This is a genomic window from Stenotrophomonas sp. Nf1 (assembly GCF_003028475.1).
Lineage (GTDB): Bacteria > Pseudomonadota > Gammaproteobacteria > Xanthomonadales > Xanthomonadaceae > Stenotrophomonas.
This window is the reverse complement of the sequence record NZ_PYTV01000004.1, coordinates 13249-31472: the sequence shown is the minus strand read 5'-3', so window position 1 is coordinate 31472 and position 18224 is coordinate 13249. Positions and strand designations below refer to the sequence as shown.

Annotated in this window: 12 protein-coding genes; 6 read left to right on the top strand and 6 right to left on the bottom strand. The window is 69.6% G+C overall.

The annotated features are described in order from the left end of the window. The first annotated feature begins 96 nt into the window (after positions 1 to 96). From recC to recD, 3 genes are read left to right on the top strand one after another with little or no spacing between them, the layout of a single operon-like run. The gene (gene recC, locus C9412_RS08850) at positions 97 to 3441 is read left to right on the top strand and encodes an exodeoxyribonuclease V subunit gamma (RefSeq protein ID WP_107231289.1); all 3345 of its coding nucleotides are present in this window, start codon (positions 97 to 99) and stop codon (positions 3439 to 3441) included. Then, entirely contained in the window at positions 3438 to 7118 is a 3681-nt protein-coding gene (gene recB / locus C9412_RS08845; protein WP_107231288.1) for an exodeoxyribonuclease V subunit beta, read from the top strand. The genes recC and recB overlap by 4 nt, the downstream gene beginning before the upstream one ends. Beyond that, positions 7115 to 8995 (top strand): exodeoxyribonuclease V subunit alpha, encoded by a 1881-nt coding sequence (recD, locus tag C9412_RS08840; RefSeq protein WP_107231287.1) that lies wholly within the window; start codon positions 7115 to 7117, stop codon positions 8993 to 8995. The genes recB and recD overlap by 4 nt, the downstream gene beginning before the upstream one ends. 43 nt (positions 8996 to 9038) lie before the next feature. Here the strand turns inward: recD and C9412_RS08835 are convergent, their stop codons facing one another. From C9412_RS08835 to C9412_RS08810, 6 genes are all read right to left on the bottom strand, one after another. Next, complete coding sequence (locus C9412_RS08835; RefSeq protein WP_107231286.1) at positions 9039 to 9437, bottom strand: hypothetical protein; 399 nt, start codon at positions 9435 to 9437, stop codon at positions 9039 to 9041. 94 nt (positions 9438 to 9531) lie between these two features. Beyond that, on the bottom strand, positions 9532 to 11565 hold the full coding sequence (locus C9412_RS08830) for an FUSC family protein (protein WP_107231285.1): 2034 nt from the start codon (positions 11563 to 11565) through the stop codon (positions 9532 to 9534). A gap of 3 nt (positions 11566 to 11568) precedes the next feature. Next, positions 11569 to 13038 (bottom strand): efflux transporter outer membrane subunit, encoded by a 1470-nt coding sequence (locus tag C9412_RS08825; protein ID WP_107231284.1) that lies wholly within the window; start codon positions 13036 to 13038, stop codon positions 11569 to 11571. Then, positions 13035 to 13952: an HlyD family secretion protein gene (locus C9412_RS08820; protein ID WP_181358745.1), complete on the bottom strand. Its 918-nt coding sequence runs from the start codon at positions 13950 to 13952 to the stop codon at positions 13035 to 13037. The genes C9412_RS08825 and C9412_RS08820 overlap by 4 nt, the downstream gene beginning before the upstream one ends. Beyond that, a complete protein-coding gene (locus tag C9412_RS08815; RefSeq protein WP_005411696.1) occupies positions 13949 to 14158 on the bottom strand; it encodes a DUF1656 domain-containing protein in 210 nt (69 codons plus the stop codon). Before C9412_RS08815 ends, C9412_RS08820 begins: the two co-directional genes overlap by 4 nt. Positions 14159 to 14266: 108 nt before the next feature. After that, entirely contained in the window at positions 14267 to 14722 is a 456-nt protein-coding gene (locus tag C9412_RS08810; protein WP_008265191.1) for a MarR family transcriptional regulator, read from the bottom strand. A gap of 612 nt (positions 14723 to 15334) precedes the next feature. Here C9412_RS08810 and folE point away from each other — a divergent pair. From folE to C9412_RS08795, 3 genes are all read left to right on the top strand, one after another. Further along, positions 15335 to 15946: a GTP cyclohydrolase I FolE gene (gene folE, locus C9412_RS08805; RefSeq protein ID WP_107231282.1), complete on the top strand. Its 612-nt coding sequence runs from the start codon at positions 15335 to 15337 to the stop codon at positions 15944 to 15946. Positions 15947 to 16058: 112 nt separating this feature from the next. Beyond that, complete coding sequence (locus tag C9412_RS08800; RefSeq protein WP_107231281.1) at positions 16059 to 17528, top strand: DUF3375 domain-containing protein; 1470 nt, start codon at positions 16059 to 16061, stop codon at positions 17526 to 17528. Continuing rightward, on the top strand, positions 17515 to 18216 hold the full coding sequence (locus tag C9412_RS08795; RefSeq protein WP_107231280.1) for a DUF4194 domain-containing protein: 702 nt from the start codon (positions 17515 to 17517) through the stop codon (positions 18214 to 18216). Before C9412_RS08800 ends, C9412_RS08795 begins: the two co-directional genes overlap by 14 nt. Positions 18217 to 18224: the final 8 nt, after the last annotated feature.

The window sequence follows — 18224 nt, the reverse complement described above, 5'->3', positions numbered from 1 at the left end:
CCCGGCCCGGGACAATCGGCGGGGGCGCCGGAACAATCCGTACCGGTGACGGTATCGGCCATTGAATACGGCCTGCGGTGCTGCACACTGTGCACGATGAGTGACCCGGGCAGCGACTTCCGCCTCTACCATTCCAACTCCCTGGACGTGCTGGCCGCGCTGCTGGCGCGCAACGTGCGCGCGCCGGTTCCGGGCCAGCCGCTGCTCGCCCCGGAAGTGGTGCTGATCCCGCAGGTGGCGATGCGGCGCTGGCTGCAGGCGACACTGGCCGCCGAGTATGGCGTGGCCGCCAATCTTGAGTTCCTCACGCCCGGTGAGTTCGTGGCGCGTGCGCTCAACGCCAATGTCCCGGGCGAACACGACGACCTGGATGCCGCCGGCCTGCACTGGAAGCTGTACCAGGCGCTGCGTGATCCGTCCCTGTTGGCGCAACCGCCGATGCGCGCGCTGCAGAGCTACCTTGCCGGCGACGATGCACTCAAGCCCTGGGCGCTGGCCGGGGAGCTGGCCTCGGTGTTCGAGAAGTACCAGGCCTGGCGCCGCGACTGGCTGCTGCGCTGGGAGGCCGGCGCCGATCCGGCCGATCCGCAGGCGATCCTCTGGCGCACCATTGCCGAAGGGCGCGACTACCGCGCGCGCCGCATCCAGGCCTACCTGGACCGCTCTGAAGGGCCCGGGCAACCCCTGCCGCAGGGCCTGCCGCTGCGCATGTCCGCGTTCGCAACGCTCAACATCTCACCCGACGTGCTGCGGGTGATGGCGACCCAGGCGCGGGTGGGCGAACTCCATTTCTACATGCCCACCCCGGTGCAGTCGTACTGGGGCGACCTGCAGACGCTGGCCGAGCGCCTGCGCAGCGGCGCGCCCGACCCCTTCGGCGAGGCCGCCGGCGAGAACCGCCTGCTGGAAGCCTGGAGCGCGGCAGGGCGCGACTTCATGGCGGTGCTGGGCAGCTACGAGGTGGTGCACCCGGCCGGCGAGATCGCCGCCTATTCCGATCCGGAAGAGGACACCCGGCCGAGCCTGGACGACGGCGGCCTGTCCGACAGCCTGTTGCACCGGCTGCAGCGCGACCTGTTCCACCGCCGCGCGCTGCCCTCGGGCGCACTGCGCGACGGGCTGCGCAGCGACGACCCCAGCCTGCAGGTACACGCCTGCCACACCCGCCTGCGCGAGCTGCAGGTGCTGCATGACCAGCTGCGCAGCCTGCTGCAGGACCCGCGCTTCGACCCGCCGCTGCAGGCGCGTGAGATCGCGGTGCTGGCGCCGGATATCGACCCGTACGTGCCCTACCTGGAAGCGGTGTTCGGTGGTCGCGCCGGCGAGGACGAGCACATTCCCTATGCGCTGGCCGACAGCAGCCCGCTGGCCGGCGAGCCGCTGGCCGACGTGTTCGTGCACCTGCTGGGCCTGCCGGTCTCGCGCTTCGGCCTGAACGAGGTGCTGGACCTGCTGGCCAGCGCGCCATTGGCCGAAGCGGCCGGGCTGGAAGCGGTGGACTTCGATCGTCTGCATGGCTGGCTGCAGCAGGCCGGCGCACGCTGGGGCCTGGATGCCAGGCACCGCCACCAGCACCAGGCGCCGGCCGATGATGCCTACACTTGGCAGTTCGCACTGGACCGCTTGCTGCTGGGCCATGCCACCGGCAGCGAGGCCGACCTGGCCGGGGTGGCACCGTGGATCGAGCTGGAAGGTGGCGCGCTGGAGGCGCTGGACCGGCTGCTGCGGCTGCTGCGCGTGCTGGCGATCTATCAGCGTCGCCTCGGCGAGCTGCTGACCCCGGCGCAGTGGCGGCAGCGGCTGCTGTCGCTGCTCGACGCGCTGCTGCCGGTCGCGCCCAGCTCGCCCAACAGCCAGCGTGCGCTGGAGCGCCTGCGCAGGCTGCTCAACCAGTTTGCCGAAGACGCTGCCAAGGCCGGCTTCGACGAGGGCGTACCACCGGAGGTGGTGCGTGCACACTTTGCCGGTGCACTGGGCGAGGCCGATACACGTGCGCCGTTGTTGACCGGTGGCATCAGCTTTGGCCGCATGGTGCCGATGCGCCTGCTGCCGTTCCGGGTGATCTGCGTGCTGGGCCTCAACGATGGTGATTTCCCGCGCCGCGATCCGGCCGCGGGCCTCAACCAGCTCACCGCCGAGCTGGATACACCGCGCCGCCGTCCGGGCGACCGCTCCACCCGCGAGGATGATCGCTTCCTGTTCCTGCAATTGTTCGCCGCCGCGCAGGAGGTGTTCTATCTCAGCTATCTCGGCGCCGATCCGCGCGATGGCAGCGTGCGCGAACCGTCGGTGCTGGTCAGCGAACTGATCGATGCCGCCGCCGCCTATCACCTGGATCCGGCGGCGGCGGTGGGTGATTTCACCGTGCGCCACGCGCTGCAGCCGTTCTCGCCGGCAGCGTTCGGTGATGGCGATCCGCGTCGCTTCAGCTATCGCCGCCAATGGCATCCGGCGGCGGGCCGGTTGAGCGGCCAGCGCGGTGGCCTGCCGCCGTGGTTCGATGCGGCGTTGCCGCCACCGCCGGAGGACGCGGTGGAAGACGAGGTTGCGCTCGATAGTCTGCGCCGTTTCCTGTGCGACCCGGCCGGGCAGTTCCTGGCGCAGTCGCTCGGCCTGCGCCTGGCCGATGAGGTTGAAGAGGTGGATGACCTGGAGCCGCTGGTGCTGTCTTCGCGCGGCCCGGAAAAGCGCAGCGTGCAGGCCGCGGTGGTGCGGGCCACGCTCAATGGTGACACCGAGCCGTTGTATCCGCGGCTGCGCGCGCGCGGCCTGCTGCCCTCCGGTGCGTTGGGCGAGCGCCAGTTCGAGGTGGAGCAGCTGAAGACCCGTCCGTATGCCAGCGCTCTGCTGGGCTGGATGCAGGGCCAACCACTGGAAAGCCGCCGCTATGAGGTGAACATCGATGGTGTGCGCCTGCACGGCCGGATCGCCGACCGCCATCCCGAGGGCCTGGTGCGACTGCGTGCCGGCACCCTCAACGGCAATGCGGTGATCCGCCAGGGACTGGATTGGCTGTTGGCCAATGCCGCCGGTGACGCCTTGCCACTGGTGCAGTTCCACGATGGCGGCGATGCCGGGCCGGGCCCGCATGTGCAGCCGGCGTTGAGCGTGTCGGCAGCACGCGCGGCGTTGCGTGCGTTGCTGCAGCTGCGCCAGCGCGGCCTGCGCGAACCGCTGCGCTTTGCGCCCTATACCGGCTGGGTGCTGTACAGCACCGCGGGCGACAAACAACGCAGCGAAGGCTGGAAGCAGTGGCATGGCAGCGATCGCAGCTGGGGTGAATCCAGCAGCGACGCCTGGCAGCTGCTGCTGCGCGGTGCCGATCCGTTCGCCACCGATGCCAGCTATGCCGATCTGCTGCGCAACAGCCAGGTGGTCTTCAGTGCGGTACGCGAAGGCCGCACCCTTGGCACGGATGCACGCCAGGAGGGCAGCGAATGAACAACGTCATCGTGGACGACGGCATCGACCGCTCCGGCAGTGATCCCTACCTGGCGCTGCCGCTGGATGGCATCCGCCTGATCGAGGCCAGCGCCGGTACCGGCAAGACCTTCACCCTGGCCACGCTGTTCACCCGCCTGGTGGTGGAGCAGGGCCTGCGCATCGGCCAGATCCTGGCGGTGACCTTCACCGATGCCGCCACCCAGGAACTGCGCAAGCGCATCCGCGAGCGCCTGGCGCTGGCGGCGCGGCTGGTCGATCTGGAGCCGGCCGAGGGCGAAGCGCCGGACGTGCGCCTCACCCGCGAGGTGCTGCAGCGTCATCTGCAGGGGAGCAGCGAAAGCGCGCCGGCATTGAAGCGCCGCCTGCAGGTGGCCGCCGATGAGATCGACCTCGCTTCGATCTTCACCATCCACGGCTTCTGCACCCGCGTGCTGCGCGAGCATGCGCTGGAGAGCGGCCACACCTTCGACCCGCCGGAACTGCTGGCCAGTGACCGCGAGTTGCTGGAGGAACTGGCAGCGGATCTGTGGCGCGTGCATGCCAATGACCCGGCCACGCTGGAGCCGCTGACCTGGCTGTGGTCCACCCCGGACGCACTGGCCGCCGATCTGCGCGCGCTGCTGGCTGCGCCGCCCCTGCACCCGTTGCCGCAGCCGGTGGCGCTGGCCGATCCGCATGCCGCCCTGCAGGGTGCTGCAAAAGAGCTGTCCGTACGCGTGCGCGAGCATGGCGAGCAGTTCTTCATCGATCTCTGCGATGCAGTCGACAACAAGTGGATCAACGGCGTGTCCTACAAGCTGGGCTGGCTGCATCCCCTGGGCCGGCAGCTGCTGGCCTGGGCCGAGCGCGCCGATCCGCGCGAGCTGCTGACCAACGAACGCCTGCCGGCGCTGCTGCCGGAGGCGCTGACGGCCAAGACCAACAAGAAATTCGCCGAGCGCACGCCGTCGTCGCCGCTGCAGGCCGCGCTGGCCCGCTACGTCGCGCTGCTGGCCGAGCGTGATACCTGGCTGCGCGCCACCGCGCTGAATTTCCTGCACATGCTGCGCGACGAAGCCACGCAACGCCTGCAGGCACTGAAGCGCACGCGCCGGGTGCAGACCTACGATGACCTGATCGATGGCGTGGCGTTGGCCCTGGAGGGCCCGCAGCGGCTGGCACTGGTCCGGCAGCTGCGCGCGCAGTACCGCATCGCGCTGGTTGATGAGTTCCAGGACACCGACGACCGCCAGTGGGGCATCTTCCACACCGTGTTCGGCGATTCGCCGGAGGTGCGCGAGCTGGGCCTGGCGCCGGCGCTGTTCCTGATCGGTGACCCGAAGCAGGCCATCTATGGCTTCCGCGGCGGTGACATCCACACCTACCTGAAGGCCAAGCAGGCAGCGCAGCAGGCGCCGGTGCTGGACCAGAACTTCCGTTCGCGCCCGGCCGTGCTGCGCGCGCTGCAGGCGCTGTATGACAACGGCGGCGAGGACGCCTTCCTCGAACGCGACATTCAGTTCGAACCGGTACGCCCTGGCGGCGTGCGCGGCGATGATGATTACCTGCGCGACGGCCTCTGCGCCCCCGGTTTGACCCTGCGTGTGCTGCGCAGCGGCGGCGACAAGGCAATGAGCGCCGACGCCTCGCGCGAGGCGGCCACCCGGGCCTGCGTCGCCGCCATCCACCAGACCCTGGTCGACGCGCGCGCCGGCAGGGCCGTGCTGCGAGGGCGACCGGTGCAGCCGGGTGACATCGCCGTGCTGGTGCGTTCGCACCGCGAGGCCACCCTGGTGCAGCGCGCGCTGGCCGCGGCCGGCATTCCGGCAGTGGCGGCCGGCAAGCAGAGCCTGTTCGCCACCCCCGAAGCGCGTGATCTTCGTGCGTTGCTGCTGGCACTGCTGCAACCGGCTGACGAAGGCCGCCTGCGCGCAGCGCTGGCCACCGTACTGCTCGGCCAACGCGCCAGTGCGATCGCCGCGATGGAGCGTGAAGGCGATCTGCAACGCGAATTCCAGGCGCAATTGCTGCAGTGGCGCGAGCGCTGGCAGCGCGGCGGACCGTTCGCGGTGATCGCCGATGTGTGTTCCGAACAGGGCGAACGCCTGCTGACGCTGATCGACGGCGAACGTCGCCTGACCAACTACCTGCAGCTGGGTGAACTGCTGCAGGAGGCCTCGGCGCAGGCGCTGGGCATGCACGGCCTGCTGGATTGGCTGCAGGGCCAGATGGCCAGCGCCGACCAGGATGACGAGCAGCAGCTGCTGCGCCTGGAGTCGGACGCGCGCCGCGTGCAGATCATCACCCTGCACAAGAGCAAGGGCCTGGAATACCCGCTGGTGTTCCTGCCGTTCGTCGGCATCGACGGCGGCGCCCCCAACACGGCGGCGCACTGCACGATACATGTGGATGGCCAGCGCCAGCTGCACTGGAAGCTGGACAGGGACGAGGCCTGGGAGGCCGCCGCCGCGCAGCGCGAACGCGAACAACGCGCCGAGGATGCGCGCCTGCTGTATGTCGGCCTGACCCGTGCCGAGCATGCGCTGTGGATCGCCGTGGGCGACCTGGCCGGGCTGGGAAAGACGCGCCTGGCCCCCCTGCTGGGCGACCTGCAGATGCTGCGTGCGCAGGCCGATGTAAGTGTCGATGACAGCGACGTGCCCGCCGTCCTGCCGCCGCTGGCCGCCGAGGTGGAAGGTGACCTTCCGGCCGTGCGCGCGCTGAGCCGGCGCGTGCCGCACGACTGGTGGGTGTACAGCTTCACCCAGCTGGCGCATGCCGATGCTGGCGCCGGCGACGATATCGAAGCGGCCGCCACCGAACTGCCAGCACCAGCGGCCGACGAACCGGCCGGCCCGGAACTGCCGCTGGAACCGGCATTGCCGGAGCCGGCCGCAGCCGCCGAAGACAGCGCGCCGCTCGACCCGCGTTTCATGGGCAGCCGTTTCGGCAACGTGCTGCATGAGGCGATGGAGAACGTCGACTTCACTGCCTGGGCGGATTGGCAACCGGGAATGGAAGCGCCCGAGGGGCAGGCCGAGGTGCTGCGCAGGGCGCTGCACGACGAAGGCTATGCCGACGCCGATCTGGACGATGGCGTGGCAGTGCTGGTGCCGCTGGTGGGCCACACGCTGACCGTGCCGCTGCCCGAGGGCGGTGCGCTGCACAGCCTCGGCGAAGGCGAGCGCCGCGCCGAAATCGACTTCCACTTCGCCATCGAGGCCACCACCGTGCCGGCGCTGCTGCAGGTGCTGCACGCACATGGTGTTTCCAGCGCGCGCCGCGGCTTCGGCCAGCGCCGTCGGCTGGAAGGGCTGATGACCGGCATGATCGACCTGACCTACGTGCGCGATGGGCGCTGGTACGTGCTCGACTACAAGTCCAACCGCCTGCCCGGCTACAGCCCGGACCTGCTGGCCATCGCCATGCGCCACAGCGAATACGACCTGCAGGCGCTGATCTACACCGTGGCCCTGCATCGCTGGCTGCGTTTCCGCCTCGGCGCGGCCTACGATTACGAGCGCGACATGGGCGGCATCCGCTACCTGTTCTGCCGTGGCCTGGATGGCACGGGCAACGGCGTGCATGTGGATCGCTTCCCGCTGGCACTGGTGGATGCGCTGGATGCGCTGTTCGCCGGTGGTGAGCAGGCCCAGGCCGAACTGGCCGCGCGTGCGCGGGGAGCCAGCGCATGAGCCTGTTGAAGGAACTGTTCCAGATGGGCCTGCTGCGCACCCTCGACCATGCACTGGCGACCAGCCTGCAACGGCTGCGCGAGGATACCCCCGATGCCGTGGCGGTTGCCGCTGCGTTGGCCTCACTGGCGGTGTCGCAGGGCCACGCCGGTTTCGATCCGGCGCAGCCGCAGCGTCTGCTGGAAGGCGTGCCGGAATGGCCGGATGCGCAGGCCTGGCTGGCACAGTTGCGCGCATCGCCGTGGGTGGCCACACCGGAGCAGGCCGAGGCCATCGCCGAGGACGTACCGCTGGTGCTGGAGAACGGCCTGCTGTACCTGCGCCGCTACCGCGAGTACGAACGCCAGCTGGCCTCCGGCCTGCAGCGCATCGGCCGCCATCCGCTGCCGGCGCCGGACATGAGCGCATTGGCACCGCTGTTTGCGCGGTTGTTCCCGCAGGCCGCGGGCCATGAGGATCACCAGGCGCGTGCCGCCGGCGTGACCCTGCGTCATCCGCTGGCGCTGGTGACCGGCGGTCCCGGCACCGGCAAGACCACCACCATCGCGCGCCTGCTGCTGCTGTTGGCCGCGCAGGCCCGGCAGGCCGGCCAGCCATTGCCCGAGGTGGCCTTGGCCGCACCCACCGGACGCGCCGCCGAACGCATGGCCGAAAGCCTGCGGCTGGCTGTGCAGCGCCTGCAGGAAGACGGTGTGGATCCGGCGCTGTGCGCGGCACTGCCCAGTACCGGCACCACCCTGCATCGCCTGCTCGGCGTGATCCCGGATTCGCCACGCTTCCGCCACCACGCCGACAATCCGCTGCCGGTGGATGTGGTGGTGGTCGACGAAGCGTCGATGATCGATCTGCCGATGATGGCCAAGCTGGTCGATGCGATCGCCAGCGGTACCCGCCTGATCCTGCTCGGCGATCCCGACCAGCTGCCGTCGGTCGAGGCCGGTGATGTGCTCAGCGCGATCCTGCGCGCCAGCGGCGATGGCATCGGCACCCGCGCCGACGACGCGCAGGCGCTGCATGGCCTGCTGGCACCGGCCACGCTGCAACCCCAGGCCGCACCACGCGCCTTCGCCGGCCGCCGCGTGCAGCTGCAACGCGGCTACCGGCAAAGCGATGCGCTGGACCTGGCGCCGCTGGCGCATGCCGTGCGCGAGGGCGACAGCAGCACCGCCTTGCAGCTGCTGCGTGGTGGGTCGCTGGCGGGCGTGCACTTCCACGAAGGTGAGGCCGATCCATTGCGCGGCCAGCGTGAGCATCTGCTCGGCCATTGGCGCGCGCTGGCCGAGGCGCCCGATCCGGTGCTTGCGCTGCAGCAGGCCGGGCGCCTGCGCGTGCTGACCGCACTGCGCGAAGGCCCGCAGGGGGCACGTGGCCTCAACAGCCGTATCGAACAGCTGCTGGCCGGCAATACCCCGGGCTACTTCCAGGGCCGCCTGCTGCTGGTCACCGAGAACAGCTACCGACATCGCCTTTTCAATGGCGATATCGGCATTTGTCTGCGCGATGGCAGCGGCGCGATGGTGGCCTGGTTCCCCGGCGAGACCGTCGAGCAGCCGCGTGCCTTCCACCCGGCCGCGTTGCCTGCGCACGAAAGCGCGTTCGCGATGACCGTGCACAAGGCGCAGGGTTCGGAGTTCGACGAAGTGTGGCTGCAGCTGCCGCGCCAGGACAGTCGTGTGCTGTCGCGCGAGCTGGTCTACACCGGCCTGACCCGCGCCCGCCAGGTGCTGCATGTGGCCGGCAGCGCCGAGGTGCTGCAGGCCGCATTGAAGCGCCACGCCAGCCGCCTCGGTGGTCTGGCCTGGCGGCTGGGTGCGGACAATGTGGCCGAAGCACCGACGCCCATCGAACAGCCCACGGTGCAGGGCCAGTTGTTCTGAACCGGGGTCGGAGCCCTCCCTTCGGGAGGGATCCGACCCGGCATCATTCCGCGATCAGCACCAGCCCATCGGGGAAGACGATGGCCGCTTCATCGGCACCGACATCGAAGAAGCCCACGCCGTGCTTCTCGGCCAGGTCCTGCACGCGGCCATGCGCGCGCTCGGCGACGGAGAAGGCGAACGCGCCGTAGATCACCTCGCGGCCGATGCTGTACTCGGTCACCTCGGCGCGATCGTCCTCGTCGTTGCTCAGCGGCCCGTTCATGGGCGGGAATTCCTGCGCCATCTCGGCGAACCACGCCTGCAGTGCCGGGCTGCTGACGGCCGGGTCGTCATAGTCGTGGCGCTCGTTCCACTGCGTCTGCTTCTCGAACCAGGCGATGAAGGCCGCCGCTTCGCGCGGGGCCACGCTGGCCTCGAACACCATCATGTCGTAACTCATTGAACCGTCCTGTTGCAGCGCCGGGGCCGGATCCCTCTCCGCAGGAGAGGGCGCTGACCCCATCGCAGGGTCTGCGGCTGCACAGGGTAGCGCGCTAGACCTGTGCGGCGCCCACCCAACCCGGCGCCAACGCCTTCGCCTCCGGGAACAGCGCAAAGCGCAGGCCGATCAGGCCCATCAGCGCCTCGTCGCGGGCCTTGCAGGCGCCCACGCTGCCAACCCGGCCCAGCGAGGTATCCAGCCGCTCGCGCAGCGCCTCGGCCGCCACCATCGGCTTGCGCGCGGCAATCTGCCGCCGGTAGTGCGCGGCGATGTCCTCCAGGATGTGCTCGACCGCCTCGCGGCTGCGCTCGGGCAGTTCCAGCCGGGCGCGGCGCAACTGCAGGATGTTCAGGCCGATGCGTGCCTCGTTGAGCATGTCCACCGAGGCGATGTCGCTGCCTTCCGGCGTCGCCGCCAGGCGCGGTGCGAGCAGGCCCAGCAGGTCGAGCATGCGTGCGGCGAAGCGCTGCCGGTCCTGCTGGCCACGGCCCTCGGCGGCCTCGGCCAGCGTGGTCCAGCCTTGCCGCACCAGCCGGCGCGCGGTCCATTCGGCACCCACCGAACGGAACAGGCGGGTCATCACCACCGCAAAGCCAATGCCAATGAACATCGCGATGGACGAGTTGAGGAAGGTCTGGATGTTGGCGCTGTAGGTGTTCTGCAGGCTCAGCAGCGCGGCCAGGTTCACCGTCAGCGGCAGTGCGAACAGCGCGCTCTTGGGGTGGTGCAGCATCAACCCCAGCGGCAGGAACACCACCGCCAGCACCAGTGCCAGCAGACCGAAGTCATGCACCGCAGGGAACACGCCGAACAGATAGACACCGGCCACCACCGAGGCGACCATCGCCCACACCAGGAACGACACCATGCTCGGTGCCGGGTCGTCCTGTGCGGCGAAGAACGCGGCGGTCACCGCGGCCATCATCGCGCCGTTGCCACCACCTTCCCAACCGAGTGCGATCCACAGCACGCAGTAGCTCATCAGCGCCACGCCAGCACTGAGCGCGGAGAACAGCGCCATGCCGTAGTCGACGTGCTTGTCGGCGGCCACCCGTTCGGTGCGGATGCGGTAGTGCGCGCGGTCCAGCGGCGCGGTGCCATGGTCGATCGCGTGCTGCAGGGTGCGGCAGTCCTGCCACAGGTCCACCAGTTCCTCCAGGCGCAGCAGCAGGCTGGCCAGCTGCAAGTGCTGAAGATCGCGGTCCACCTGCGGCTTCAACGCACTGATGCGCGCGCGCAGCCGCGCGTACTCGCTGGCGTTGGTCGGCCCATCCAGCCAGTCGTGGATGTCATCGATCAGCGCCGGCAAGCCCTCCGGCAGGGCCTGGCCATCGCTGCGCAGCGCACTCAGGCGGTCGGCGATCGAGGACAGCACCGGCAACAGCAGCAGCATGCGCTCGCGCAGCCGTTCCATCGACACCGCCGAACCGGCGTGGCGTGGGTCATCACGGCGCAGGAACTCGATCAGCGCCTCGAACTGCACCAGGTCGGCGGCCAGCCGGTTGCGCGGCGCATGCGCACGGCCGCGCTCCAGAATCTGCCGGCACCACTGCGCGGCGTCCTCCATCCAGTTGCCGATGCGTGCACGCAGCATCGGTCGTACCGAGGCCGGGAACAGCAGCGAAGCGAACAGTACCGCCACCACCGTGCCGAGGATGATCTCCTCGCTGCGCGCCACCACGGTGTCGAAAATGGTTTCCGGCGAGGTCACCGCCGGGAAGCCGATGAAGGCGGTGGTGTAGCCGGCCAGCAGGAATGCGTAGCCGCGCGGGCCGCGGTTGAGCAGCGCCATGAACAGGCAGCCGGCCAGCCAGATCGACATCGCCGCGCTCAGCACCAGCGGCGTTTCCACCAACGCCGGCAGCACCAGCAGGGTGGCCAGCCCGGCCACCAGGGTGCCAACGATGCGGTACACGCCCTTGGCGCGGGTTGGGCCCAGCAGCGGCTGGCTGACGATGTACACCGTGCCCATCGCCCAGTACGGGCGCGACAGGTTGCCGGCCATGGCGATGTACAGCGCAGCCACCGCGGCCAGATAGGTCTTGATCGAGAACAGCCAGGCCTGGCGGTCGGTCAGCGCGTTCATGGCTTACTTCGCCGAGGCCTGTGCGGTGGCCGGCGCCGCCGGGGCGACCGTTGCCTGCCAGCCGCCACCCAGCACCAGGAACAGGTGGATCTGGTCGCGTGAGACCTGCGCCTCGGCGGCGGCCAGGGTGGCATCACTGGTGGCCAGGCTGCGGTCGGCATCCAGGCTGGACAGGTAGGGCGTGCGGCCACCCTGGTACAGCCGGCGGTTCTGCTCGGCGGCCAGCGCGGCCTGCTCCTGCGCGATGCGCAGCGACTGCAGGCGGCGCAGGTCCTGCGCATAGCGGTCCAGCGCAGTCTGGGTCTCGCGCAGCGCCTGCAGCACGGTGTGGTCGAACTCGGCCAGCGCGGCGTCGGCGCCGGCTTCGGCAGCGTGGATGCGCGCGTGCGTGCCCGACGACGGCAGCGTCCACGAGATCAGCGGGCCGATCGACCACTGCTGGGTCATTGGCGTGCCGAAGTCTTCCAGCAGGCCGGCGGCGCCGACCGAGGCACCCAGGCGGATATCCGGGTACAGCTCGGCGGTGGCCACGCCAATCCGCGCGGTGGCCGAGGCCAGCTTGCGTTCGGCCTGGCGCACGTCCGGGCGGCGCTGCAGCAGGGCGCGGCCATCACCGACCGGCAGCGGTTGCGCGAGGCCGGGCGCGTGCGCGCAGTCGATCACGCCGGCCGGCAGCTGGCCCGGGGTCTGGCCCAGCAGCGCGGCCAGCGAATAGGCGGCCGCCGAACGCTGCGCGCGCAGCGGCGGCAGTGCGGCCTCCAGCAGCGCCACCTGCGCATTGGCGCGGGCCAGTTCCGGCGGCGTGCCGCGGCCGGCCGCGATCAGGCGTTCGGTAACCGTGCGGCTGCGCTGTTGCAGTTGCAGCGAATGTTCGGCCACGTGCAGTTCGTGGTTGGCGTGGCAGATTTCCAGGTAGCTGTCGGCCACCTGGGCGACAACGCTGACCTGGGCCAGATCGCGTGCCGCCGCCACCGACTGCTCGTCGGCACGCGCCGCTTCGGCGCCGCGCTTGAGCTTGCCGAACAGGTCGAACTGGTAGCTGACCGCGAACTTGCCGTCGGCCAGGTTGATCACTGGCAGCTCGTGCTCCTGCAGGAACGACTCGGCCGACAGCTGTGCACGGCTGACGCCGGCCTCGGCCTCGTACTCGAAGCCACCGGCGTCCAGCGCCTGCTCGTACACGGCCGCGGCGCGGCGCAGGTGCGCATCGGCGGCCTTCAGTTCCACGTTGTCACGCAGCGCCTGGGTGATCAGCCCGTCCAGCACCGGGTCGTTGTACAGCGACCACCAGCGGTCGGGCAGCGCCTGGTTGGCGGCGACCTGCGGGTTCTGCGTATCGATGAAGGCGGCATTGGCTTCGGGGCGCTTGAATGCCGAGCGTTCCGGCAAGGCATAGTCCGGGCCGACGGTCCTGCATGCGGCCAGGCTGGCCAGCGCAACGATCAGGCCCAGGCGGGGCAGGGCGGCGTTCACAGGCCCGCCTGTGTCGGCGTGGTGCCGGCCTTGTCTGCGTGCTTGGTGCTGTTGGTTTCGACGGTCACGGTGGCGGTACGGCCGGCGATCAGCTCCACGCCCTTGGGCACTTCGTCGATGGCAATGCGCACCGGGATGCGCTGCGCCAGCCGCACCCAGTCGAAGGCCGGGGTCACGTTCGGCAGCAGGGTGCTGCCGTTGCTGCGATAGCGGTCCTCGATGCCGGCGGCGATGCTTTCCACGTGGCCGCGCAGCGGCGCCGATTCACCCATCAGGCGGATGTCCACGCGCTGCCCCGGCGCCACGCCGCGCAGGCGGGTTTCCTCGAAGTAGCCATCGATGCGGAACGAACCGGTATCCAGCAGTGCCAGCACCGGCTTGCCGGCCACCACGTAGTCGCCCACGCGCATCGTGCGGTCGCTGACCCGGCCATCGGCCGGCGCGCGCACTTCGGTGCGGCCGAGGTTGAGCTCGGCCAGGTCGACCGCGGCCTGTGCGGTGGCCAGCGCCGCCTGTGCGGCCTGCAGCTTGGCGCGGCGCACTTCGGCGTCCTCGGCGGCGACCAGATCCTGCAGGCTGCGATCGCGGCCGATCTCGCGGCGCAGCTGCGCCACCGAGGCCTGGCGCTCGGCCAGGCTGGCGCGCGCCTGCTCCAGCGCGATGCGGTAGCGCGCGCGGTCGACCACGAACAGCAGGTCGCCCTTCTTCACCGCCTGGTTGTCGGCCACGTCCACCGTTTCCACCAGCCCGGACACGTCAGGGGCGACCTGCACCACGTCGGCGCCCACGTGCGCGTCGCGGGTCCACGGCTCATCCATGTAATAGACCCACAGCTGGCGCAGCACCAGCAGGGCGACGATCACCGCTGCGCTGGTCAGCAGTACGGGAAGGGCTTTCTTCACGATCTTGTTCACGATTGCATCCAACGCAGGAGGTGGAACAGCAGGCCAAGCACGATCCCGTACAGCGCCAGGTTGAACAGTGGCGGGTGCCATATATGGCGGTAGGCACCGGCACGTTGCAGCAGCGCGTGCAGACCGCTGTTGACCAGGTAGGCCAGCAGCATCAACCCGAGCAGGGTCGGGACGAACACTCCGTGGAGACTGAATTCACCGGGCATCGGTAGGGGCGGGGACGAGGTGGGGGAGGGGAGGGACAACGAAACAACAGCAACGGGCAAAAGCCGCTGGCGTGTGCACGGCAGCGGCGGTGTTGGGGGGCAGTGCGCTTACGTGATGCGGTCGGCGGCCTCGGCCAGCAGGCGCCATGCCTTCAGCACGGCGTGCAGTTCATCCATGGACAGTTCGCCGAAGACGTCCTGGCGCAGGCCGATCAACTGGTCTTCCAGCTCGCTGACCAGCGCCTGGCCGGCGTCGGTCAGCCACAACAGGTTGGCGCGGCGGTCGCTGGCATCGCTCTCGCGGCGGACCAGGTCGCTGGCGCACAGCTTGTCCAGCAGGCGCACCAAGGAGGGACCTTCCATGCCCAGCTGCTGGGCCAGCGCCACCTGGCGGATGCCACCGCCGGAGCGGCCGATCATCAGCAGCGGCATGGTGCAGGCGGTGGAGATGCCGTAGCTGCCGAGCCGGCTGTCGGCCAGGCGCTGCCACTGCCGCCCTGCGTACAGCAGGCCAGAGCTGAGCTGCATCTGCAGCACGGTGCGCTCGTCGAGGGGTCGGTCCATAAGATATAGATAGGATACTACTAATTTCATTCCTATCAATAGTTTTTGCTGAATGGGTGTTGGGGTATTGAGGAAAGCGTTGCGCCTGCCTGGTGTCGGGTGGGGCGGCGGGGGCCGGACGGGGCAGGACACGCCGCAAGTACGTCCCTGTAGGCTCGGCCGCGGCATCCATGCCGCGGACGGTCCTGCCCCGCCCGGCCCCCGCTGCCCTCCCATCACCCCGCGAGCGCGGTGGGTTGGCTCTTAGAAGCAAGAGCAGAAGCAGTGCGGACCAACGGTCCGCACCCACCAAAGCAGAAGACACCACAGCAGCGGCGCGGTGCTTCCGAAGCCATGAACCCCCGCTTTTGACCTCGCCTTCGGGCGGTCCGGCCGCGCCCGCAGGAATCCGTCAGGGAGGGGGAGAGGGGGCTGCGCAGGACCGTTGGCGCCATGGATGGCGCCATCGAGCCCCCAGGGACGGGTTCACGGCGTGTCCTGCGCAGCCCCCTCTCCTCCTCCAAACCGATAGCAACGACGCGCCAGCAACGACCCCCGATGAACCGTCCCAACAGGACGACCCACCCCCCGGTCGGGTACGATGCTCGCCCCCCGTTCGGGACGCTGTACGCAATGAGCAAGAACAACGAAAAGGCCGCCCCGCAGGGCGACGTGACCCAGGACCAGGCCGAGGATGCCGTGCGCACCCTGCTGCGCTGGGCCGGTGAGGACCCGTCCCGCGAAGGCCTGCTGGATACCCCCCGCCGTGTCGCCGAAGCCTATGGCGACTGGTTCAGCGGTTACCGCGACGACCCGCGCGCCTACATGGAGCGGACCTTCGAGGAAGTGGCCGGCTACGACGAACTGATCGTCCTGCGTGACATCGAGTACGAAAGCCACTGCGAACACCACATGGCGCCGATCATCGGCCGCGTGCACGTCGGCTACCTGCCGGCCGGCAAGGTGGTGGGCATCAGCAAGCTGGCCCGCGTCGTCGAAGCCTACGCCCGCCGTTTCCAGGTGCAGGAGAAGATGACCGCGCAGATCGCCCAGTGCATCCAGGATGTGCTGCAGCCGATCGGCGTCGGCGTGGTCGTCGAAGGCGCCCACGAATGCATGACCACCCGCGGCATCCACAAGCGCGATGTCAGCATGGTCACCTCCAAGATGCTGGGCAGCTTCCGCGACGACGCGCGCACCCGCGCCGAGTTCCTGCGCTTCATCGAAGTGGGCGGCAAGCGCTGAGCCGCGTGCCCGCACCCCGCCGGCCCGGTGTGGCCGGCATGCCCACGGCTGCCCGCACGGCAGCCGTGCGTGACGACGCGTCCCTGTCAGCCCTACAGACCTCTTTCGCTGCATGAAGCATCGCGAACGCATCTCCCGTTACCGCCATCTGCGCGAACAGCCCCAGTGGAAGCTGCTCGCCGCCGACCACGCCCCGGAAATCATCGGCCTGCTGCAGGGCCTGCTGATGGACGGCGAGCGCACGCTGCCGTCGTCGGTGCTCAACGAGCGCCTGCAGCGCGCGCTGGACCAGCTCAACGGCGACGAACTGTCGCGCGAGCTGCCGCGTACCGCGCAGGCCTATATCGCACACTGGTTGGCCCAGGGCTGGCTGGAACGACGCCTGCCCGAAGGTGCCGATCAGGAGCAGTACGAGCTGTCCACCGCCGCACTGCAGGCGATCCGCTTCGCCGATGGCCTCGAGCAGGCCCGCGTGGCCGCCACCGAGAGCCGCCTGGCGCTGGTCATCGAACAGCTTTCGCAGCTGGCCGCGCAGACCGAATCTGATCCGGATGCACGCCTGTCGGCGCTGCGCGATGAGCGTGACCGCATCGACGCCGAGATTGCCCGCGTCGGCGCCGGCCGCGTGATCGCGCTGGATGGCAAGCGCGCGCTGGAACGTGCACGCCAGATCATCGGCCTGGCCGACGAACTGACCGAGGACTTCCGCCGCGTGCGCGATGACTTCGAGCAGCTCAACCGCGATTTCCGCGAACGCATCATCGACGATGAAGGCGAACGCGGCGACGTGCTGTCGCAGCTGTTCGAAGGCGTGGACGTGATCGGTGAAAGCGACGCTGGCCGCAGCTTCCAGGCGTTCTGGCGGCTGCTCAACGACGCCGAGCAGAGCGCGCAGCTGGATGCCGCACTGGAAGCGGTGCTGGCGCGTGGCTTTGCCCGCCGCCTGGACCGCAACGAGCGCAACTTCCTGCGTGGCTTCACCAGCACCATGCTCGAGCGCGGTGGCCAGGTGCACGATGTGCTGCAGAACTTCGCGCGCAGCCTGCGCGGCTTCGTGCAGAGCCGTGGCTACCTGGAACAGCGCCGCCTCAACCAGCTGCTGAAGCAGGCGCAGTCCGAAGCGCTGGCGCTGCGTGATGAGTTCCCGGCACAGCGTGGCATTGGTCGTGACCTGCAGCTGACCACCAGCCGCCTGCGTTCGTGGTCGCAGTGGAAGCTGCACGATCCGCGCAGTGCCCAGGTCGATGGCAACGTCGAGTACAACGACGCGGCCGCGATCAGCCTGGAAAGCGTGGGCGATCTGGTGGCCTCGTCCGAAATCGACTTCCGCACTCTGCGCCGCGACCTGCACGACCTGCTCGATGCACAGCCACGGCTCAGCATTGCCCAGGCCCTGTCGCAGCGCGAAGCGCCGCAGGGGCTCGGCAGTGTCATCGGCTACCTGTCGCTGGGCACGCGCTTCGGCAACGTGGTCGCCGGCGAGCAGGAGCTTGCGCAATGGCGTGGTGGCGACGGACAGGTCCGTCGCGCCCGCATCCCGCTGGTTTGGTTCACCCAGGAGAGACGCCATGAGCTGGCATGAAGATCCCATCGACGCACCGCAGGCCGACGTGGCGGAAGACGCCTACGAGGCCGAGCCGGTGGCGACCGTGGCGCAGCCCCGCCGTGGCAACGACGTGTACTACCTCGGCGATACCGGGCGCCTGCCGCTGGATGCACGCCGCGCGCTGTGCCAGCTGCTGATCGGCCCCAGCATCGACCAGCTGCGCCACGCCAAGCTGTGGCCGGCGCTGATCCGCAGTGAAGCGGCGATCCGCTCGGCACTGGCCGACCTGTTCCTGGAACTGGTGCTCGACCGTGACAGTGGCGTGGCCTTCACCCGCCAGGCCGATACCGAAGACGTCGATGCGCCGGTGCTGCTGCGCACCTCGCCGTTGACCTTCATCGACTCGGTGCTGCTGCTGTTCCTGCGCCAGCAGCTGGCCGAGGCCGATGCGCGCGGCAACCGCGCGGTGGTCGCCGACGCCGAGATGGCCGAAGCGCTGGCCATCTACGAGAAGAACCTGTCCACCGACCGCGCCGGCTTCAACCGCCGCGTCGCCTCGGCCGTGCAGAAGATGAAGGACAACCACATCCTGACCCGCCTCAGCGGCCAGGAAGACCGCCACGAAGTCTCGCCGGCGCTGAAGCTGCTGTTCTCCGCTGAAGACGTGTCCCAGCTTTCGGCGGTCTACCGCCAGCTGCGCGAAACCCCGGCCGCCGAGGCCTGAGAGACCCG